Source organism: Pantoea sp. Mb-10, from assembly GCF_021272205.1.
In the GTDB taxonomy this organism is placed as follows: Bacteria; Pseudomonadota; Gammaproteobacteria; order Enterobacterales; family Enterobacteriaceae; genus Pantoea.
Genome location: NZ_JAJSDX010000006.1, coordinates 202096 through 222664, shown reverse-complemented (window position 1 = coordinate 222664; position 20569 = coordinate 202096). Strand labels below are relative to the sequence as shown.

At 56.5% G+C, this 20569-nt stretch carries 14 protein-coding genes; 6 read left to right on the top strand and 8 right to left on the bottom strand.

The genetic code is table 11. From position 1 onward, the window contains the following. Positions 1-205 precede the first annotated feature (205 nt). The gene (gene ascF / locus LU196_RS14345) at positions 206-1642 is read left to right on the top strand and encodes a PTS cellobiose/arbutin/salicin transporter subunit IIBC (protein ID WP_232760391.1); all 1437 of its coding nucleotides are present in this window, start codon (positions 206-208) and stop codon (positions 1640-1642) included. A gap of 14 nt (positions 1643-1656) precedes the next feature. Further along, positions 1657-3093, top strand: a complete 1437-nt coding sequence (locus LU196_RS14340; protein ID WP_232760390.1) for a 6-phospho-beta-glucosidase — start codon at positions 1657-1659, stop codon at positions 3091-3093. A 54-nt stretch (positions 3094-3147) separates the two neighbouring features. Here the strand turns inward: LU196_RS14340 and LU196_RS14335 are convergent, their stop codons facing one another. Beyond that, positions 3148-4119 carry a UV damage endonuclease UvsE gene (locus tag LU196_RS14335; RefSeq protein ID WP_232760389.1) on the bottom strand — a complete coding sequence of 324 codons (972 nt, stop codon included), beginning with the start codon at positions 4117-4119 and terminating at the stop codon, positions 3148-3150. Between the two features lie 1298 nt (positions 4120-5417). Next, the gene (locus tag LU196_RS14330; protein WP_232760387.1) at positions 5418-7448 is read right to left on the bottom strand and encodes a choline transporter; all 2031 of its coding nucleotides are present in this window, start codon (positions 7446-7448) and stop codon (positions 5418-5420) included. Between the two features lie 243 nt (positions 7449-7691). Here LU196_RS14330 and betI point away from each other — a divergent pair, with 243 nt between their 5' ends. Genes betI through betA form a run of 3 tightly spaced genes read left to right on the top strand, consistent with a single transcriptional unit; the run spans position 7692 to position 11481 of the window. Further along, positions 7692-8288, top strand: a complete 597-nt coding sequence (gene betI / locus LU196_RS14325) for a transcriptional regulator BetI (RefSeq protein ID WP_232760385.1) — start codon at positions 7692-7694, stop codon at positions 8286-8288. A gap of 13 nt (positions 8289-8301) precedes the next feature. Further along, complete coding sequence (betB, locus tag LU196_RS14320; RefSeq protein ID WP_232760384.1) at positions 8302-9774, top strand: betaine-aldehyde dehydrogenase; 1473 nt, start codon at positions 8302-8304, stop codon at positions 9772-9774. 27 nt (positions 9775-9801) lie between these two features. Further along, positions 9802-11481 carry a choline dehydrogenase gene (betA, locus tag LU196_RS14315; protein WP_232760382.1) on the top strand — a complete coding sequence of 560 codons (1680 nt, stop codon included), beginning with the start codon at positions 9802-9804 and terminating at the stop codon, positions 11479-11481. Positions 11482-11607: 126 nt separating this feature from the next. Here the strand turns inward: betA and LU196_RS14310 are convergent, their stop codons facing one another. Further along, positions 11608-12510 (bottom strand): LysR family transcriptional regulator, encoded by a 903-nt coding sequence (locus LU196_RS14310; RefSeq protein WP_232760380.1) that lies wholly within the window; start codon positions 12508-12510, stop codon positions 11608-11610. Between the two features lie 98 nt (positions 12511-12608). Here LU196_RS14310 and LU196_RS14305 point away from each other — a divergent pair, with 98 nt between their 5' ends. Beyond that, positions 12609-13940 carry an aspartate aminotransferase family protein gene (locus LU196_RS14305; RefSeq protein ID WP_232760379.1) on the top strand — a complete coding sequence of 444 codons (1332 nt, stop codon included), beginning with the start codon at positions 12609-12611 and terminating at the stop codon, positions 13938-13940. Positions 13941-13942: 2 nt separating this feature from the next. On the opposite strand, the gene LU196_RS14300 is transcribed toward LU196_RS14305, so the two are convergent. The 5 genes from LU196_RS14300 to LU196_RS14280 form a co-directional block, all read right to left on the bottom strand. Next, the gene (locus tag LU196_RS14300; protein WP_232760378.1) at positions 13943-14626 is read right to left on the bottom strand and encodes a cysteine hydrolase family protein; all 684 of its coding nucleotides are present in this window, start codon (positions 14624-14626) and stop codon (positions 13943-13945) included. Then, positions 14619-15929, bottom strand: coding sequence for a cytosine permease (locus LU196_RS14295; protein WP_232760376.1), 1311 nt, complete (start codon positions 15927-15929; stop codon positions 14619-14621). The genes LU196_RS14300 and LU196_RS14295 overlap by 8 nt, the downstream gene beginning before the upstream one ends. Beyond that, positions 15922-17370, bottom strand: a complete 1449-nt coding sequence (locus LU196_RS14290) for an amidase (protein WP_232760375.1) — start codon at positions 17368-17370, stop codon at positions 15922-15924. The genes LU196_RS14295 and LU196_RS14290 overlap by 8 nt, the downstream gene beginning before the upstream one ends. Before the next feature lie 775 nt (positions 17371-18145). Further along, a complete protein-coding gene (leuE, locus tag LU196_RS14285; RefSeq protein ID WP_232760373.1) occupies positions 18146-18784 on the bottom strand; it encodes a leucine efflux protein LeuE in 639 nt (212 codons plus the stop codon). Between the two features lie 160 nt (positions 18785-18944). Further along, the gene (locus tag LU196_RS14280) at positions 18945-20300 is read right to left on the bottom strand and encodes a hypothetical protein (protein ID WP_232760371.1); all 1356 of its coding nucleotides are present in this window, start codon (positions 20298-20300) and stop codon (positions 18945-18947) included. Between the last annotated feature and the right edge of the window lie 269 nt (positions 20301-20569).

Below are 20569 nucleotides of genomic sequence, written 5' to 3'. Positions count from 1 at the left end.
CCCCAGTGTACCTAAGCGGCCAACACCATGGAGGATTATCTGCGGCTCCCCTCGTTTCTTACCGGATCCACATCACATAATCAAACATCAAAAATCCAAATAGCTTGATTGCTTTGATTCTGCCTTACATCATTTTGTGAAACCGGTTTCTCATACTCATAACTTATTGCCGGTACCTCTACCCTCAATCAGAGATCAGAACGCCATGGCTAAGAACTATGCTGAAGTTTCCCGCGCGATTGTGGCTGCCTTAGGTGGCTTTGCCAACATCGAGGCGGTGACACACTGTATGACGCGCCTGCGCTTTGTGGTGAAAACGCGCGAACAGATTGATAACGCCGCGCTGAAAGCGATCCCCGGCGTCATGGGCGTGGTGTATACCGATACCCAATGTCAGGTGATTATTGGCAACGACGTTAACCTCGCTTATCAGGAAGTCTTGAAGCTTGGCACGCCCGATAACGCGCCCCATGCGCCCATCAAGCGGAAAATTACGCTACGCACCGTCGGCGCAGGCATTCTGGATGCGCTGGTGGGCACGATGTCGCCGTTGATTCCTGCCATCATTGGCGGGTCAATGGTGAAATTGCTGGCCATGATGTTGGAAATGAGCGGCGTGCTGGTCAAGGGCTCCTCGACGCTCACTATCCTTAACGTGATCGGCGATGGCGCGTTTTTCTTCCTGCCGGTCATGGTGGCCGCTTCTGCCGCGCTGAAATTTAAAACCAATATGTCGCTGGCGATTGCCATTGCGGGCGTGCTGGTGCATCCCAACTTTATCGAACTGATGGCCAAAGCCGCGCAGGGCCAGCCGGTGGAGTTCGCCGGTATTCCAGTCACCGCCGTGAAATACACCTATACCGTTATTCCGGCGCTGGTGATGACCTGGATTCTGTCGCACATTGAGTATTGGATCGATCGCATTACGCCGGCCGTGACGAAAAACTTCCTTAAACCCATGCTGATTGTGCTCGTCGCCGCACCGATCGCCATTGTGCTAATCGGTCCGCTGGGTATCTGGATCGGCAGCGGCATTTCCGCACTGGTTTACACCATCCATGGCTACCTTGGCTGGCTCTCTGTTGCCATCATGGGCGCGCTGTGGCCGCTGCTGGTGATGACCGGGATGCACCGCGTATTCACGCCTACCATTATTCAAACCATCGCGGAAACGGGTAAAGAGGGCATGGTAATGCCTTCAGAAATCGGCGCCAATTTATCGCTGGGCGGATCGTCACTCGCCGTGGCATTTAAAACCAAAAACCCGGAATTGCGCCAGACCGCCTTTGCGGCGGCGGCCTCCGCGATTGTTGCCGGCATCTCTGAACCGGCGCTCTACGCCGTGGCCGTGAGATTAAAGCGTCCGCTGGTGGCCAGCTTGATCAGCGGATTTATCTGCGGCGCCGTCGCGGGTATCGGCGGATTGGCAAGCCACTCCATGGCGGCACCTGGATTATTCACCAGCGTCCAGTTTTTCGATCCGGCCAATCCCATGAGCATCGTCTGGGTAGGCGGCGTGATGTTGCTGTCGGTGGTGCTCTCGTTTGTTCTGACGCTCATCCTGGGCTTTGAAGATATTCCCGTGGCCGATACGCCGCCCCCTGCGGTGGCTGAAGCGGCGAAGACGGTTAACGCTAATTAATGATTGAGGTAGGCATGTCTGACGTTACTTTTCCAGAGGGATTTTTATGGGGCGGCGCGCTAGCCGCTAATCAGTCGGAGGGGAGTTATCTGGCCGACGGCAAGGGATTAACCACCGTTGACATGATTCCACACGGGCCCCATCGCCTGCCGGTAAAACTGGGTTTAGAGAAACGCGTCGCCCTGCGCGACGACGAGTATTACCCGAGCCACGACGCCATCGACTTCTATCGTCGTTATAAAGACGATATCGCGCTGATGGCCGAAATGGGCTTTACCGTATTTCGTACCTCGATCGCCTGGAGCCGCATTTACCCTAAAGGTGATGAGCTTACGCCTAACGCGGCAGGGATTGCGTTCTATCGGAGCCTATTTGAAGAGTGCCGCAAGTACGGGATCGCGCCGCTGGTGACGCTCAGCCATTTTGACGTGCCGATGCACTTGGTCACCGAATATGGCTCCTGGCGTAATCGCCAATTGGTCACGTTTTTTGCCCGCTACGCGCGCACCTGCTTTGAAGCTTTTGATGGTTTGGTGAAATATTGGCTGACCTTCAACGAGATCAATATCTTGCTGCACAGCCCCTTTTCGGGCGCCGGGTTAGTATTTGAACCCGACGAGAATCCAGAGCAGGTCAAATATCAGGCGGCGCACCACGAGCTGGTGGCAAGTGCGCTCGCGACGAAAATTGCCCATGAGGTTAACCCGCAAAATCAGGTGGGATGTATGCTGGCCGGTGGCAATTTTTACCCGTGGTCCTGTAAACCGGAGGATGTCTGGGCGGCACTGGAGAAAGATCGGGAGAACCTGTTTTTCATTGATGTCCAGGCGCGCGGCGCCTACCCGTCTTATGCCGCGCGGCTGTTTCGTGAGAAAGGCATCGAGATTGAATGGCAGGATGGCGATGCGGAGACGCTGCGGCACACCGTGGATTTCGTCTCGTTCAGCTATTACGCGTCGCGCTGCGCCTCGGCAGACATGAATGAGCGTAACAGCAGTGCAGCCAATGTCGTGAAGTCCCTAACGAATCCGCACATTGAACGCAGCGCCTGGGGCTGGGGTATCGATCCCCTTGGATTACGCATTACCATGAACATGATGTATGACCGCTACCAAAAGCCGCTGTTTTTAGTGGAGAACGGCTTGGGCGCGCGCGATGAAAGGGATGCCAACGGCGAGATCCATGACGATTACCGCATCCGCTATTTACAGCAGCATATTCGCGCGATGGGCGACGCCATCGCCGATGGCATCCCGGTGATCGGTTATACCACGTGGGGCTGCATCGATCTGGTGGCTGCCTCAACGGGCGAAATGAGTAAGCGCTACGGGTTTGTCTACGTTGACCGCGACGATAAAGGCAACGGTACGCTTGAGCGCGTGCGAAAAAAATCGTTCTGGTGGTACAAGAAAGTCATCGCCAGTAACGGGCGCGACCTCAGCATGGAATGAGTCCCACGACACAGCGGCTGCCACACCGCTGTGTCGCCTGCCGTGCAGCGTGCATCACGCGTTGATGACGCCACGCTCAACGCCGTAGTGATAAAGCCGGTCGCGCGCCAGATTTTTCATTTTCACCTCACACATGATGTCAAAGGCGCTAAACGAGAGCGCCCAGTCATTCAGCGTGGGGTTGAAGTAATAGTCGGAATGCGCACGCAGCTTGGGTTTGCTGGCAGCAAGGTCATCCTGATCGGGAAAGCCGCTGTCGGGGATTAATCCCTCTTGGGCAATCGAGTAATGCAACACCGGTCGTACACCGCGCCAGGACTCAATAATCAGTGGTATGCGCGCGTCGTCGGGCTTTATAAAGGCGTTTTCTTTAACCCAATGATGGTGAATGTCCAGCACCACTGGACAGAGCGCACGCGCTTGCAGGACATCATCCAGCGAGCAGGAAATTTCGTCATTTTCGACGGTCAGCATATTCTGCGCCGCCGGACTGAGCCGCTTAAACGCCGCGCGAAAGCCTTCAAAGCCCAGTTTGCCGTTCATATGAATGTTGATTTTGAAATCCTGAAACTGCTGGCCGAAGCCCATCATCACGGCACAGAGTGCATGATACTCCACATCCTCAATGGCACGATCTACCACACCCGGATTCTCTGACGCCAGCACCGAATACTGTCCTGGATGAAAGGAGAGCCGAATGTTCTGCGCGCGCGCGTACTCGCCGCAGCGGCTGAATAGCGGACGCAGATCGCTCAAGAGATCGGCATAAACGCGTGTGGCTTCCGGGACCGTATACAACGGCAATAAGTCGCTGCCGATGCGCAACATGCGCAACGCGTCCGGCAGCGTCGCCAGCGACTTTAGCATCTGATAGAGGTTTTCAAGATTCTGCGTCGCCAACTGCGCCAATAGCACCGCGCGTGCGCCATCGTCGAGGCTCAAAAACCGCGTGCGCGTCGTGGTTTTAAATGGAAAAGGCTGTTTAGCCTGCGCATCAAAGTACTTGCATGCAAAACCTAATTTCATGTCATTCCCCTTTTAAGCAGTTTGTTAGTCTAGTTGGCGACAGCAAATAAGCGAGGGGGGACCTGAGCGGGTCATGGGAGCTGAGCGGGATTCCGGCCCGCCAAACCGGTTTGACTCTGCGCGGGTTCCGGCCCGCAAAGCCGGTTTTTACTGAACCCTGAGCGGGTTCCGCCCGCTACCCCTGCGGGAGTTGCAGCCGCCCCGCTGCGGCGTACGGGCAAAGGGCCGATGGGCGCGGCCCTTTGCAATCCGCGCCCTGCGCCAGCCTCCGCTGTTCCCTCACTCCGCCGCGCCAGCCTCACGGACCGCGCGGATTCGCCATCCCTGGCTCATTCCGCCCTCTCAGCGGCATCCATGCCGCTTCGTCCTGGCCGTCACGCTCCGTTCGGCGCTCCGGATGGCGCTCAACACCCTCGCCTGTAAGGGCATTTTTCCTTTTTTGTGTGTGGTGTTGTCTGGGGGGCCGTAAACGGGTTTGCGAAGACAGTGGCTGGCTGAAAAAGAAAATCTGGCTGAAAAATAAATAAAAAGAGTTCTGTTTAAAACTACGCGTGCGGGATGTTACTTAAAAGTCTTACCGCCACGCAGTGACCTTAAAAGACGTAAAAACACGAAAGAAAAGTTTTGCTTAACGCAGTACGGTCTGAATGCACCTTAAAAATCTTCCCGCCGCGCGGCGGCTGCGAAAAAAGTCATGGCTTGCAGCGGGGGTTGATAGCGCCATCCCCACTCGCTGAACGAAGGAGGCCTTCCAGGGCGAGCGGCATGGATGCCGCGAGAGGCGGCGTTGAGCAGGAGCGAATCGACGCCGGTCCGTCAGGAAGGCTGAGGGAGTGAAGGCACCGCGCAGCGGCGAGTGGGGCTGGCGCAGGGCCGGGGAGTGCAGAGGGCGCGGCCTGGCGCCCTCTGCTCGGTCGCCGCAGCGCGGCAAAAGCACCTGCCAGTGCCATGGCGAACGAAACACGCTCGGTGCAAACTGAAAGCACCACAGCCACTGCCCGTGGCGAATCTACCCTCTGCTCGGTCGCCGCAACGCGGCAAAAGCACCTGCCAGTGCCATGGCGAACGAAATATGCACCGCGCCAGCGAAAAGCACCCTAGCCGCTGCCCGCGGCAAAAGCCCCGCCACGGCAAGTGGCAAAAGCACCTGCCAGTGCCCTGGCGAACGAAAGATGCACCGCACCAGCGAAAAGCACGCCAGCCGCTGCCTGCGGCAAAAGCCTCGCCACGGCAAGTGGCAAAGGCACCCTCCCGCTACCCGCGGCAAAAAAAAGCGCACTAACGTGCGCTTTTTGAACTTACATCGACGGATACACGATATTCCCACCGGGGGCTTCACGATGCAGATGAATAAAGTTCAGGTGTCGCTCGTACTGATCGAGAATATCGATAATCACCTGCTCTTTGTTGTAATCCATCAGATCGTTGCCCTGACTGCCCTCAAGCAAAAAGGTTTCGAGACGGAAATAGTGCGATTTGCCGCTGCGTGCGCGGTAGGTAAAGCCGGGTATTGAATACTGCTGCGGCCAAACTTGATACACGAACTCCTGCTCCTCGCCGAGATCCACACGCAGATCGAGATGGCCTAATGGCTGGCCCTCCTCTGCCTCTACTTTTTGCAGCGTCACGCGTGCACCGCGCAGCTCCAGCTCTTTGGCCACATCCTGCATCGCAGGATAGAGCACGTTCTCCATCATCTGCTGGGTATAGCGCGTACCGGGATAGTTCATCAGACGCGACAGGCGCTTTTTCCAGCTCAAGCGATCGTTGCTGGCAGGAATATAGGGCGCGGTGTCGCGGCTGGCGCTGACGCGACGATGATCTTCCACTTTCAACGATTTATACAGCCCGGCCATCACGAAGAAAATCACAAAGCTAAACGGTAAGCCCATGATCACCGTGGTGTTCTGCAGAGCAGAAATACCGTTGGTCATCAACATACCCATGGTCAGTACACCGATGGCAATCGACCAGAAAATACGCAACCAGTTCGGGGCATCGCTGTTGATATCCTTGAGCTTCGAGGTGAAGTTACCCAGTACCAGTGAGCCAGAATCCGCGGAGGTAACATAAAACAGCATCCCGGTAATGGTCGCTACGGAGGCGCTGAGTTTAAACGCCGGATATTGCGCCAGCAGGCTGTAGAACCCGCGTTCCGCATGCGCCATGACTTCCTGCGCAAAACCGGCGTCGCCGTGAATGATTTCATACAGCGCCGCGTTACCAAACACCGATAACCACAGCAGCGTAAAGGTAAACGGAATGATCAGGGTGCCGAGCACAAACTCACGAATGGTGCGACCGCGTGAGATACGCGCCAGGAACAGGCCGACAAACGGTGACCAGGCCACCCACCACGCCCAGAAAAACAGCGTCCAACTGTTCATCCACTGTGTCGGACGGTCAAAAGCAAACGTGTTCAGCGTCATACCCATAAAGCGATTGATATAATCGCCGACGTTAAGCACCAGGGCATTGAGCAGGAAATCGGTTTTGCCCATAAACAGCACGAACAGAATCAGGCCAAGCGCCAGCGCCACGTTTAACTCGGACAAAAAACGAATGCCTTTATCAACGCCCGACGTCACGGAAATGGTGGCAATGATCACCGAGAGAACGATCAGCGCCAATTGCGCGGTCAGCCCCTCCGGCACATCAAACAACACTTTCAGGCCGTAATTCAGCTGTACTACGCCGATGCCCAGCGTAGTCGCAATACCAAAAATGGTGCCGATCACCGCCGCAATGTCGACCGTGTGCCCAATAGGGCCATTGATGCGTTTGCCGAAAATGGGATACAGCGCAGAACGAATGGTCAGCGGCAAATTGTAACGGTAGCTGAAGTAACCCAGCGCAATGCCCATCAGCGCATACATCGACCAGCCGGTTAAGCCATAGTGAAACAGCGTCCACACCATTGCCTGACGCGCGGCCTCAAGCGTCTGCCCAGCACCCTCGGGGGGCTGCATGTATTGCGTAACCGGTTCGGCCACCGAGAAAAACATCAGGTCAATACCGATGCCTGCCGCAAAGAGCATGGCCGACCAACTTAACAAGCTAAATTCAGGTTTCGACTGTTCTGGCCCGAGTTTAATCGCCCCGTAGCGCGAGCAGGCCATGTAGACAACAAATACGATATAGAGCGTCGCGGCCAGCATGTAATACCAGCCAAACGTCGTGGAGACCCAATTCACAACGGCTTGGATCACGCTGGCAGCCAGCTCGCTATAGAGAATGGTGACAAGTGAAAACGTCAGAATCAGTCCGGCTGAGGTGTAAAACACCACAGGATTGATTCTGTCTTTTTCACTGGCAGGTGGATTAATCATCGATTACCTCTGGTTAATTTCCTGTTTAGATTCAATTTATTATTTAGTCCCTGGCCCCAGCCTTTTTGTTCTTCTCGACCGTACTTCCTTAAGGCCGTTCAGGCATGGTCTATGATCTTAGCTCCCGTTTCGCTTTTGTAACAATTGCAGCGCAATATCCTAACAAGATTCTTTTTTATATTGAACGTGCAATCAAAAAAAGTTTTAATAGTGACCAGACATTGCGGTGAAGCGAGACAAGGTATGCCAAAGGTGGGAATGCAGCCGATTCGTCGTCGGCAGCTGATTGATGCAACGCTGGACACCATCAACGACGTGGGCATTAACGATGCCACTATCGCGCAGATAGCACGTCGGGCGGGCGTCTCAACCGGCATCATCAGCCACTATTTCAAGGATAAGAACGGGCTTCTCGAAGCCACGATGCGCGACGTAACGCGCCAGCTTCGCGATGCCGTGGCCGTGCGCTTAAAACCGTTAACGGGCGCGAGCACCGAAGCGCGGTTACTGGCGATTGTGGAAGGCAATTTTGATGATACGCAGGTGCACAGCGCCGCAATGAAAGCCTGGCTCGATTTCTGGGCCAGCAGCATACATCAGCCCCCGCTGGGGCGTTTGGAGCGCGTAAGCAGCCGACGGCTGTTTTCTGCCCTCGCGGTGGAATTTCGTCGTGAACTGCCGCGCGAAAAAGCACGACTTGCCGCACACGGACTGGCGGCGCTGATCGACGGACTCTGGTTGCGCGCCGCATTGAGCGGCAAACCGTTTAACCCTGACATCGCGAAAACGCTTACCGCCCAATTTATTCGTCAGCAATTGGCTGACGCATCGAATCACTGAGGAAGGAGAAAGCATGTCCCGATTCAACGAGCAGCACCTTTATATTGATGGCGCCTACGTACCTGCTGAAGCGGGTAACACGTTTCAGACCATCAATCCCGCTAATGGCGAAGTGCTCGCCGACGTCCATGAAGCCGATCGTGCGGATGTCGATCGCGCCGTCACGGCAGCGAAAAAAGGCCAGAAAATCTGGGCCGCCATGACCGCCATGGAACGCTCGCGCATTCTGCGCAAAGCCGTCGATATTCTGCGTGAACGCAACGATGAGCTGGCTGCGCTGGAAACCCTCGATACCGGTAAACCGTTAAGTGAAACCCAGTCGGTGGATATCGTTACGGGTGCCGACGTGCTGGAATATTACGCAGGCCTGATCCCTGCCCTTGAAGGACAGCAGATCCCCTTGCGCGACACCTCATTCGTTTATACTCGCCGCGAGCCGCTGGGCGTGGTAGCCGGCATTGGCGCATGGAACTACCCCATTCAGATTGCGCTGTGGAAATCCGCGCCTGCGCTGGCTGCGGGCAACGCAATGATCTTCAAACCCAGCGAAGTCACCCCGCTCACCGCGCTGAAACTGGCAGAAATCTACCGCGAAGCAGGCGTGCCCGACGGCGTATTTAACGTGCTTAACGGACGTGGCGCCGTCACCGGCAAACTGCTCACGGAGCATCCCGGCATCGATAAAGTGTCATTCACCGGCGGCGTTGCCAGCGGTAAAAAAGTCATGGCCAATGCCGCAGGCTCGACGCTCAAAGACGTCACCATGGAGCTGGGTGGCAAATCCCCGCTGATCGTCTGCGACGATGCCGATCTCGATTTGGCCGCTGACATTGCCATGATGGCTAACTTTTACAGTTCCGGACAGGTCTGCACCAACGGTACCCGCGTCTTTGTGCCCGCGTCGCTGCGCGCTCAGTTCGAGGAAAAAATTGCCGAGCGCGTAGCGCGCATTAAGGCAGGCGATCCTCATGATGCCGCCACCAACTTTGGTCCACTGGTAAGTTTTGCGCACCGCGACAACGTGATGCGTTACATCGAAACCGGCAAAAAAGAAGGCGCCCGCCTGCTGTGCGGCGGCAACGTGATGCGCGGTGACGCATTTAACGATGGCGCATGGGTTGAACCTACGGTGTTTACCGATTGTCGCGATGAGATGACCATCGTGCGCGAAGAGATCTTCGGTCCGGTGATGTCCATTCTCACCTACGAGAGCGAAGAAGAAGTGATTCGTCGCGCCAATGCCACTGAGTACGGCCTCGCTGCCGGTATCGTCACCCAGGATCTTAATCGGGCGCACCGCGTCATTCACCAGATTGAAGCGGGCATCTGCTGGATCAACACCTGGGGCGAATCTGCCGCCGAGATGCCGGTTGGGGGGTATAAGCATTCGGGCGTAGGCCGTGAGAATGGCCTGATGACGCTGCAAAACTACACCCAAGTCAAATCGGTTCAGCTCGAGATGACCCGTTTTCAGTCGGTATTTTAATCCTGATATTAACCTGAGGAGCGACTAATGGAATTTGATTACATCATTATCGGAGCCGGATCCGCAGGGAACGTTTTGGCGACAAGACTGACCGAAGACAGCGATGTCACTGTCCTGCTGTTGGAAGCGGGTGGCCCCGATTACCGTTTTGATTTCCGTACCCAAATGCCCGCCGCGCTGGCTTATCCGCTGCAGGGTAAACGCTATAACTGGGCCTATGAAACCGAACCCGAGCCGTACATGAACAACCGCCGTATGGAGTGCGGTCGTGGCAAAGGTCTTGGTGGCTCATCGCTGATCAACGGCATGTGCTATATCCGCGGCAACGCGATGGACCTCGATAACTGGGCGCAGCAGCCAGGTTTGGAAAACTGGAGCTATTTAAATTGCCTGCCCTACTACCGTAAATCAGAAACGCGCGATATCGGCGCCAATGATTATCACGGTGGAGACGGTCCGGTCAGCATTACCACATGCAAACCGGGCAATAATCCGCTGTTTGCCGCCATGATCGAAGCGGGCGTGCAGGCGGGATATCCGCGCACCGACGATTTGAATGGCTATCAGCAGGAAGGCTTTGGCCCAATGGATCGCTTTGTGACGCCCAAAGGCCGTCGCTCGAGCACCGCGCGCGGTTATCTTGATACCGCCAAGCAGCGGCCAAATCTAAAAATTATTACCCACGCCACCACTGACCGGATTTTGTTTGAGGGCAAGCGCGCCGTGGGCGTTGAGTACCTGCAGGGCGCAAGCAATGCCAGCCACACCGTTCACGCGCGGCGTGAAGTGCTGCTGTGCGCCGGTGCGATTGCGTCGCCACAAATTTTGCAGCGTTCTGGTGTCGGTTCCGCAGAGCTGCTTAAACAGTTCGATATTCCGGTGGTGCACGATCTGCCCGGTGTCGGTGAGAACCTGCAGGACCATCTGGAAATGTACCTGCAGTATGAATGTAAGGAACCGGTGTCCCTTTACCCGGCACTGAAGTGGTGGAATCAGCCTAAAATTGGTGCCGAGTGGCTGTTTAACGGCACGGGTGTCGGCGCAAGTAACCACTTTGAGGGCGGCGGATTTATTCGCAGCCGCGAGGAGTTCACCTGGCCCAATATTCAGTACCACTTCCTGCCAGTGGCCATTAACTACAACGGCTCCAACGCAGTAGAGGCTCATGGCTTCCAGTGCCACGTTGGCTCGATGCGTTCGCCGAGCCGCGGCCATGTACGGATCAAATCGCGCGATCCGCGCCGTCATCCTGCGATTCTGTTTAACTACATGTCGCATGAACAGGATTGGCATGAGTTCCGCGATGCGATTCGCATTACACGCCAAATCATCAACCAGCCCGCGCTGGATAAGTATCGTGGCCGGGAGATCAGTCCGGGTATCGATTGCCAGACCGATGAACAGTTGGATGAGTTCGTGCGCAATCATGCAGAGACCGCTTATCACCCGTGCGGCACCTGTAAAATGGGCAACGATGAGATGGCCGTTGTGGACGGCGAAGGCCGCGTCCACGGTTTACAAGGTCTGCGCGTGGTCGATGCCTCAATCATGCCACTGATCATTACCGGCAACCTCAACGCCACCACGATTATGATTGGCGAGAAAATCGCGGATAACATTCGTGGTCGCGAGCCACTGCCGCGCAGTACGGCAGATTACTTCGTGGCGGGCGATCGCCCAGTGCGCAGCGAACCCATGCGCGCTTAACTGCTTTCAGGGCGGCACCGTGCCGCCCTGCCTTTCCTGTTTTACCCCTAAGCGCACGGCACGTTGAGATGATATTACCTATCTCACTAACAGTATGTTGTAATTATAAAGGTCGCGCGCCGCGATTTACGCCAACAGCGCGGCCATAAACCTTTCCATTATCGCGTTGGGCTGCTGCGCTTTTCGCGTCACCACCGCTATCGGACTGGTAAAGAAGAAACGCTGCGGTGCCAATGCGCGCAGCGTGCCGTTTTGTACCCACTGCGCCGCGTAATGATCCGGTAAAAAACCCATAAAGCGGCCGGTTAGAATCAAAAAAGCGATGCCTTCACGATCGGAAGCCGTAGCGGTACACGTGAGGGTCTGATGCAGGTCAATAGCAGCCTGGTTCATACGAAACGCGGGCGCGATGGCGTCAAAGTTCTTGAGAATCTGCTCGGTTATCACTTCTTCAGTTGAAAACAGCGGGTGCTGTCGGCTGCAGTAGAGCTGCGAACGTTCATCGTACAACGGCTGATAGGTCAGTCCTGAAATCGGCGCGATCAGCGGTAAGGCCCCCACGTGCAAGCGGCCGTCCAGCAGGCCGCACTCAATCTCTGCCGGCGTCATCATGCTGATGTTGAGGCGGATATCGGGGCCAGCCTCGCGCAGGGCCTCCAGCGCACGCGTGATCTTCATATGCGGTTGGGTAACCAAATTATTGATGAGTCCAAGATTGAGCTCGCCGCGCAGCTGTTTATGCATCTGATTCACCTGCAGACGGAAATGTTCAATCGCCGCCATCATGCTCTCGCTGTGGCGCAATATTTCCCGCCCCTCTTCGGTGAGCGCAAATCCCGCGCGCCCACGCTGACACAGTCGCATACCGAGCCGCTGCTCAAGATCGCTCATATGCAGGCTGATGGCGGAACGCGAGATCCCAAGCAAACTCTCGGCGGCGGAAAAACTGCCGCAGGCGTTCACGGTTTTGAAGATGCGCAGTAACTTAAGGTCAAAATCCGTGACCTGCCCTAAAGGTTTGGCTTTCATTCAGGTGAGTTTTTCCCTATCTGAAGATGCATAAAAAATGATTTATCGTAACTGTCACTTAATTGCAAACTCTCATGACTGACCTGTGGAGAATGCCCATGACAACCCAAAACCCCTCTGCCGACCTGAATTTCCACGCCCACTGGCTGCCCTTCAGCGCAAATCGCCAGTTTCATCGCGATCCCCGTATCATTACCGCCGCGCACGGCCGCTGGTTAACCGACAATCACGGACGCCAGATTTTCGACAGCCTCTCTGGCCTTTGGACCTGCGGTGCAGGCCATACGCGTCCGGAAATTCAGCAGGCCGTCGCAAAGCAGCTGGGCACGCTGGATTATTCCCCCGGCTTTCAATATGCGCATCCGCTCTCGTTCCAGCTGGCCGACCGGATCGCGCAGCGCATGCCCGGTGACTTAAATCACGTGTTTTTTACCGGCTCCGGCTCTGAATCGGCAGATACCGCCGTAAAAATGGCGCGCGCCTACTGGCGCATTAAAGGGCAGCCGCAAAAAACCAAATTTATCGGGCGTGCGCGCGGCTATCACGGTGTTAATCTGGCAGGCACCAGCTTGGGCGGTATCGGCGGCAATCGCAAAATGTTTGGTCAGTTTTTGGATGTCGACCATCTCCCGCATACGCTGCAAAGCGAGCTGGCTTTCACCCGTGGACAAGCGGAGACCGGCGGCGTTGCGCTGGCAAATGAAATGCTGAAGTTGATTGAGCTGCACGACGCGTCGAATATTGCCGCCGTGATCGTCGAGCCGCTTTCGGGATCGGCGGGTGCGATTATACCGCCGCACGGCTACCTGCAGCGGCTGCGGGAGATCTGCACACAGCACGATATCCTGCTGATATTTGATGAGGTGATCACAGGATTTGGCCGCATGGGCCGCTGGAGCGGCGCCGAGTATTTCGGCGTCACGCCGGATTTGCTCAACTTTGCCAAACAGATCACTAACGGAGCCATTCCGATGGGTGGCGTGGTGGCCAGCCGTGAAATTTATCAAACTTTCATGGCGCAATCTCTGCCCGAACACGCGGTGGAGTTCGCCCACGGTTATACCTACTCGGCCCATCCCGTGGCCTGCGCTGCCGCGCTGGCCACGCTTGATCTGCTAGAAAATGACGCGCTGCTGTCGCAGTCCGCTGACCTCGCCCCCGTCTTTGAACGCGCGCTGCATGCGCTACGTCACTGCCCGCACGTCATTGATATTCGTAATGCAGGACTGGTAGGCGCCATCCAGTTGGCACCGCGTGACGGCGATATAACAGTACGCCCCTTCGAGGCCGGGATGGCGCTCTGGAAGGCAGGATTTTACGTGCGCTTTGGCGGCGACACGCTGCAGTTTGGCCCGATGTTTACCACCCAGCCCGCCGAGCTTGATCGCCTGTTTGACGCCGTAGGCGAAGCCCTTGTCGGGCTGGCCTGAGGTCAGATCAACGCTGTCAGTAAGGTTTCAGCATTGGCTACCGCACCGAAAATACCGCCCTGCATGTGGATCATGCTGAGCGCCGCCTCATGATGCTTGCGTTCTGTGGCGGCGCAGCAGTCGCCCAACACCAGACACTCAAAGCCCCGATCGTTGGCTTCTCGCAGCGTGGTGTGCACGCAGACATCGGTGGTAATGCCGGTGAGGATCAGATTGCGGATACCCTGACTGCGTAAAATCAGTTCCAAATCGGTAGCATAGAACGAGCCTTTACCCGGTTTATCAATGATGACTTCGTGCGGCAGCGGCGCCAGTTCGGGGATAATTTCCCAGCCGGGTTCGCCCCGCACTAAAATTCGCCCGCAGGGGCCCGGCGCACCGATCTCCGCGTTCATGCGTTTTGAGCGCCAGCGTTTGTTGGCGGGCAGGTCGCTCAAATCCGGGCGATGGCCTTCGCGCGTATGGATGATCGGGAACCCCAACTCACGCAGCTGCGCCAGCACGCGCTGCAGCGGCGCAATCGGCGCGCGTGTCAGCGCAATGTCATAACCCATGCTGTCCACGTAACCGCCTTTGCCGCAAAAATCCGTTTGCATGTCGATGATCAGCAGTGCCGTGTCCGCAGGGGAAAAAGCACCGTCGAACGGCCACGCGTAGGGCGTTGAGTGCACGCGATATTCAGGCATTTTTTTCCTCCAGGATGCGCAGCGTTTTTTCGCCACGAAGCTTAATGATGAGGGTATAACTGAGGGCCGCTGCGAACAGACCGATCACCGCTTCACCCAATTGCGGGAAAGCCAGATGCGCCACGATGGCGCAGGCGCTGCCAATCGCCCAGGCTGCAAAGGCGCTACCGCGCATGCGCTGCGGCGCACGCTGTTCGCTAAAGCGCGCCATAAAAATTAAATCCACGATCATCACCGCGCCAAACGGCGGCACTACCATGCCGAGCAGGCTTAACCATTCCAGAAAATAGGACCAGACACCGGCCAGCGCGAGCAGTCCGCCAACGGCACCCAGAATCAGCGTCCACACGCGCATCTTGCTGTTAAACAGGTGGCTAAAGCCCACGGCCCCGTTATAAAGACAGTGTGTACATACCGAGCCAAGATTAATAAACACGAACAGGCATGCCACGGTGGAGAGCAGCGCGCCGTGCCCCATCAACAGCGACAGGAAATTCCCGCCGTTGTTTACCGGGTCAACGGCGGCACCCACGGCCACAATCACCACGCCAAACAGGTAAGAGATGACGTTGGCTAAAGGAAACGCGGAGAAGGCGGCGATCACCGCCGAGCGACCATCTTTTGACCAGCGCGTGAAGTCAGCGGTCATGGTGCCGGAGTCGGCGAAGCCTGCAATGACCATCGTCACTGCCGTGCCCATACTCATTGCTCCTGCCGCGCTCGGCGCGCCCTTCCATTGCATCACGGCGCTGAAGTCATGCTGCTGCCCCACCAACCACAGTGCCACCAAGCCCAGCACGACAAACAGCGGTGCGGCGATCATGCCCAGCAGCGAAAGCGCACGCACGCCGAGAAAGGTGACGGCGGTATAGAGCACCATTGAGAAAGCCGTGACGGCCAGCGCATTCCAGCCAAACGTTTGATTAATCACCGTACCGGTTAAGCCGGTTTGAAAGGCATACCAGCCAATTACCACGGTGGAGAGAAAGCCTGAGACCAGGATATAGCCTTTGGTACCGAAGGTACGTTTGGCCTGCAGCGCGAAGTTCATACCGGTTCGCCCGGCAAACCAGCTTAGTGCGCCGACGTAAGCGAAGAGCACCAGGTTGCCCAGCAAAATCGCCACCAGCGCAGGCCAGAAGCCAAGGTGCCAGGTAATGATACCGCCGAACAACGCATTGGTGAGGATCATCGGGAAACCGAACCACACCGCAGAGACCGAGCGTGTAGAATGACGATGGCTCAGCGGCACCGGCTCATGTTCAAATTCCTGCTCAAGCGCAGGGGAAGCGTGTTTATGCATGGGAAGCTCCGAAACAGACAGGACGGAAGGAATTCCAGGGTTGAATGCGCTCAAAAGCGGCACTTGCCGCCAGCACAAGGCCATCGTCCAGGTGACGACCCACGATTTGCAGTCCAATCGGCAGCCCGCCAGCGGTGAAGCCTGCTGGAACGGAGGCTGCCGGTTGCCCGCTAAAATTGAACGGATAGCAGAAGGAGAGCCAGTGATCGTTTCGCACCATGCGGCCATCAATGATTTCCGGGCCTTGCATGTTTAGCGCAAAAGGCGGTACCGCCAGCGTGGGCGTAAGCAGCAGATCATAGCGCTGCATAAAGCGCCACAGCTGATTACAGATCTTTTTCCGTGCGGTGTTGGCATCGGTAAAGGTCTCAGCGCGCCATTCATGTTGTATCAGCGCACGCAGGTGTGGTGACATACCGCTGCCTTGTGTCGCTGCCATCTTTCGCATACCGGTAAGATCGCTCTCAAAAGCCACCAGCGCGGCAAAGGTAGCGCTTTCATCGTTGATATCCGGATGCACCTCTTCCAGTTCAGCGCCAAGTTCACGCGCAAAGCGGCGCGCTGCATTCGTGACAACGTCACGAACTTCCGGATCGACAGCGATATGCCCAAAGTCGACGCTAAACGCAATGCGCAAGCCGCTGAGCGGTTTCTCCAGCGACGCCAGCCAGTCTACGTCGGCGCAGGGAATGGAGTGGCGGTCGCGCATATCGGGGCCAGCCATAATGGACATCATCAGCGCGCTGTCGCGCACCGTGCGCGTCATCGGACCAATGTGCTCCAGTGATTCCCAGCTTGAAACACCGGGATAACGCTCATCGCGACAGCCTGGCCAAAGCGGTACACGCCCCATCGACGCTTTAAAACCGAACACGCCGCAGTGTGCCGCCGGGATGCGTACCGAACCGCCGCCGTCGCTGCCAAGCGCTATCGGGCACAGACCCGCCGCCAGCGCAGCACCCGATCCCGCACTCGATCCGCCCGGTGTTTTGCTGAGGTCCCACGGGTTACGCGGTGACGGAAACAGTGGATTATGGCCTACTGCGCTGTAGCCAAATTCAGGTGCCGTGGTTTTACCCAGCAGCACCGCATCCGCCGCCAGCAGGCGTTCCACACAAATATCGTCGTGCTCCGGTACAAAGTCCGCATAGGCGCGCGAACCCGATGTGGTGCGTACCCCAGCGGTGCAAATGAGGTCTTTCACCGCCAGCGGCACACCCGCCAGCGCGCCGACGGCTTCACCGCGTGCGCGTTTCCGATCTACCGCCTCTGCCTGCTGTAACGCGCTTTCGGGGGTGGGCGTACAAAACGCGTGAATCAGCGGTTCGCGCTGTGACATCCGCTCAAGCGCCGCCAGGGTGAGCTCGCGTGCCGAAACCTCTCCCCGTTTAATCAATGCGGCAAGCACCGTGGCTTCGCTGTCCAGTAACCTGTCAAACATGCTGTTTCTCCCACCGTAAACGATACGGTGCAAGCTGCATAAGCCGTGCCAAAAAAGGGCGGTGTCGGGGTGAACGCGCGGACAATCAGACGGGATACGGGCTTGAATACAAGATCGAATACTTATGCCTGTTTCGGTGGCTTCGCGCAGCCGTGAAAGCACGTTAATCGCGCACGACTGCGCCACAATGGGGAGCCGTACAACGACGTCACGACTTTTGACAGCCTCCGGTTGGCAGCTACGCTTAGTGGGCAACGTTGGGTTGCCTTATTCAGGGAAAAAAAGATGAAAATGATGCTAGCTGGGATGATGTTCGCCGCGAGTTTGTTCACTCTGGCAGGTTGTCAGCACGAAAGTCCGGCCGTGGGAAATGATGGTCGTCCACATGCGCCAAGCGGTGAATCCGTGCCCGGCGGCCCGTTAGGTAAAGGTCCAGTCGGTCAGCCACAGGCTTGATGCCGTATGGCTGCGCACAACAATGCTTAGCATCGAGATAAGCGAAGGCGCAACCTATTGCAGTAATCTGATCAAGCGTGCCACGATTTAGTACCAGCACGTTATGATGAAAGCGTAACACAGCACACGTGTTGCGTACGAAATTAGCTCTGCTCTGAGAGACTTAGCCCGCGCAAGCGGGCCTTTTTCCTGGAAAATCCTTCAGAATTTGACGGCTAAACCGGAGCATAGCTGGCCCTTCCCGCCTTTCTCCCGCACTTTTGGCCACTTACCCGCTTTCGAGAAGGGCGTAATGACGCTGCACATCATCACACTCCGCTTAGCTCTGGGCGCTTACCAGGCGCACCGCAAAGCCAAAGAACAGCATGCCTGTCAGCATGTTTGCCAGCTTCACGAGACGGGTGCGATGGCGCAGAAAGCGCACCATCAGGCTGCCCGCAAACAGCAACGTCGTGTAGTAACTGAGGCTGATCATTTGAATCATCGCGCCCAGCACGGCAAAAGCCGGTCCGGTATGCGTCACGTTGGGATCAATAAACTGAATAAAGAACGAGACATAAAACAAGATGGCCTTGGGATTGGTAAAGCCCAGCAGAATGGCGCGCACAAAGTAATTCTCTTCTTTTACCCCCTGCTCAGATGCCTGACGGCTCTGCTGGCGGAAGGCCGCTAAAATAATCTTGATGCCAAGATAGAGAAGGAACAGCGCGCCCAAATATTTCACTACCATAAAAAGCGTCGGACTGGTGCGAATCAGGGTGGCGACGCCCGCCCAGGCAAGAATAATCAGAAAGATATCCCCGAGCAGCACGCCGGCAATCGCGCGCGACGCAGCGCGTGGCCCCCGGCTCATGCCGGTTCGCAGCACATACAGACTATTGGGACCGGGCAGCAAGATAATGACCAGCGCGCCGGCCAAAAACGTCCATAAATTAATAATTCCTACATCGTGCAACATGACCGCTCTGACTCCAGACTCGCGTCGGTTGTATAACCTGACCGCTTTTAAAGGGAAAATGCGGCACCACCTCGCGCTGCCGCGCGCGTATAGTAGCAAACGCTAAGCGCCCTTGTCCTTATAGCGATAAGTGAGCGTCGCCCTGCTCCGGCGCGAGACATCACTTGGTGTTCTCGGCAGATCGCTGCGCCGGTTCCTGCGTGAGCCAGCGGCGTTTGATGGCCCTGTTGATCCAGCTCAGGGTTCTGCCATAGTGGCCATGGCCGCCTGCGGCTTCCATCACTCGCCGCAGCAGCATGCAATAGTCCATGACCAGGCCCGGCGTCCACGTCATGCCCTCTGCGCGGCTGCGAATCAGGCTCAGCAACCAAAAATCAGGATTGAAAAGCACCCGAAAGCCTTTTAGCCCCTGCGTCCCGAGCACTCCTTCAGTGGCCACATCCAGCGCCTGAATCACATGCGTCGAACAGTTGCGTGAAGTCAGGTTATAGCGGGTATCTGACGCATTGCTTAACCAGAAATTACGCAGCGCAACCTGATTGTAATGAACGAAGCTGAAGCGCTTGTCCGGGCGATAAAGCGCTTTGATCTCTTGCTCCAGCGAGGCACGGTGAAAACCCGGCACGTCAAACTCTTCTCTGCCCCGCAGCGTTTGCAGAAAGCCCCGCAGGTTTATCGACACATCGTTCACCGGATAAAAGCTGATGTAAAGTGCCTCGCCCATCTCAAGCGAGGTATGCCCGGTGGACACGTTACCGTGATGATCGATGGCCGCGACCCAACGGTCAAACCACGGTCGACGTCCACGCACGGCACCCGACCCCAGCGGCGTCCATATGTAGATATTCAGCGGCGTGCTTGCCGTTTGCGCGGTCAGCGGCGGATGTACATAGTCGAAGCCGTGCGGCGCGCGCAGCCCTTTGCGCGTGAATAACGGCAGTGCGGCCACGCTGCTGTGTTCCGGTAAATTGCGGATTTGCTGCGCCATACTCAACAGCGTTAGCGCCCAACCGGCCAGTAAAAACGCGAAGCACAGTGGCACAATAACGTGAGGCGGTAACGGCCAGCGGGTGGCGATCATCACACACAACAGCATCTCCGCAACGCCCAATGTCAGCTTGTGACGCCAGCGGCGGCAGCGGATCAGGCAGCAGGCGATAATGCGAAACCCACCGTCGAGTAAGAAGATCAGCGCAAACACCATAAAAATCGGCAAACTGCTATCATGCGGTGCCAGATACACCGCCGCGCTGAACAACATTAACATCGCCGATTTGGCCAGAAGTGGCCAGGCAATGCCCGAGGGCGAATAAATGGCGCTCAGCGCCTCTGCCAGACCTTCGATCGTCAAAAACACGGCCAGCACATGCAGCGGAAATGACAAATTACCGTGCTGTAGGAGGTCAGACGCGATGCCAAGGCTCGCAGATGCGCTCAGAAAACCCAGCGCCGTTAGCCACGGACCGAGTTTTCGCAGCACTGGGCCGCCGATGAGCAAAAAAAGTAGTCTTAACAAACGAGCACTCCAGCAGGATAACGCACTGCCTGTCAGACGCAGACTTTGGTCTGAAGTTCTGTAGCAGCGAGAGGATACCGATCATGTTTAACCTCGGTTAAACATGAAGCCACTTTACCCGGCAAAGATTAAAATTAACTTAACGCTGTGTGACGGTAAGGGAGCCATCCGCAATAAAACGCGTCAGGCTGGCGATTTCAGGCTGAAATCGCCTTCTGCTCATCGTCGAGCGCCTTGACGCGTCTGCTGGGCGTATTTCATCGCGGTGA

What these genes read in the sequence shown, in the direction of transcription:
- betA (WP_232760382.1), top strand. Translation starts at nt 9,802, where the DNA reads ATGGAATTTGATTACATCATTATCGGAGCCGGATCCGCAGGGAACGTT.
- LU196_RS14300 (WP_232760378.1), bottom strand. Translation starts at nt 14,626, where the DNA reads ATGCCTGAATATCGCGTGCACTCAACGCCCTACGCGTGGCCGTTCGAC.
- LU196_RS14290 (WP_232760375.1), bottom strand. Translation starts at nt 17,370, where the DNA reads ATGTTTGACAGGTTACTGGACAGCGAAGCCACGGTGCTTGCCGCATTG.
- LU196_RS14335 (WP_232760389.1), bottom strand. Translation starts at nt 4,119, where the DNA reads ATGAAATTAGGTTTTGCATGCAAGTACTTTGATGCGCAGGCTAAACAG.
- LU196_RS14295 (WP_232760376.1), bottom strand. Translation starts at nt 15,929, where the DNA reads ATGCATAAACACGCTTCCCCTGCGCTTGAGCAGGAATTTGAACATGAG.
- LU196_RS14340 (WP_232760390.1), top strand. Translation starts at nt 1,657, where the DNA reads ATGTCTGACGTTACTTTTCCAGAGGGATTTTTATGGGGCGGCGCGCTA.
- LU196_RS14305 (WP_232760379.1), top strand. Translation starts at nt 12,609, where the DNA reads ATGACAACCCAAAACCCCTCTGCCGACCTGAATTTCCACGCCCACTGG.
- LU196_RS14310 (WP_232760380.1), bottom strand. Translation starts at nt 12,510, where the DNA reads ATGAAAGCCAAACCTTTAGGGCAGGTCACGGATTTTGACCTTAAGTTA.
- betI (WP_232760385.1), top strand. Translation starts at nt 7,692, where the DNA reads ATGCCAAAGGTGGGAATGCAGCCGATTCGTCGTCGGCAGCTGATTGAT.
- LU196_RS14330 (WP_232760387.1), bottom strand. Translation starts at nt 7,448, where the DNA reads ATGATTAATCCACCTGCCAGTGAAAAAGACAGAATCAATCCTGTGGTG.
- leuE (WP_232760373.1), bottom strand. Translation starts at nt 18,784, where the DNA reads ATGTTGCACGATGTAGGAATTATTAATTTATGGACGTTTTTGGCCGGC.
- betB (WP_232760384.1), top strand. Translation starts at nt 8,302, where the DNA reads ATGTCCCGATTCAACGAGCAGCACCTTTATATTGATGGCGCCTACGTA.
- ascF (WP_232760391.1), top strand. Translation starts at nt 206, where the DNA reads ATGGCTAAGAACTATGCTGAAGTTTCCCGCGCGATTGTGGCTGCCTTA.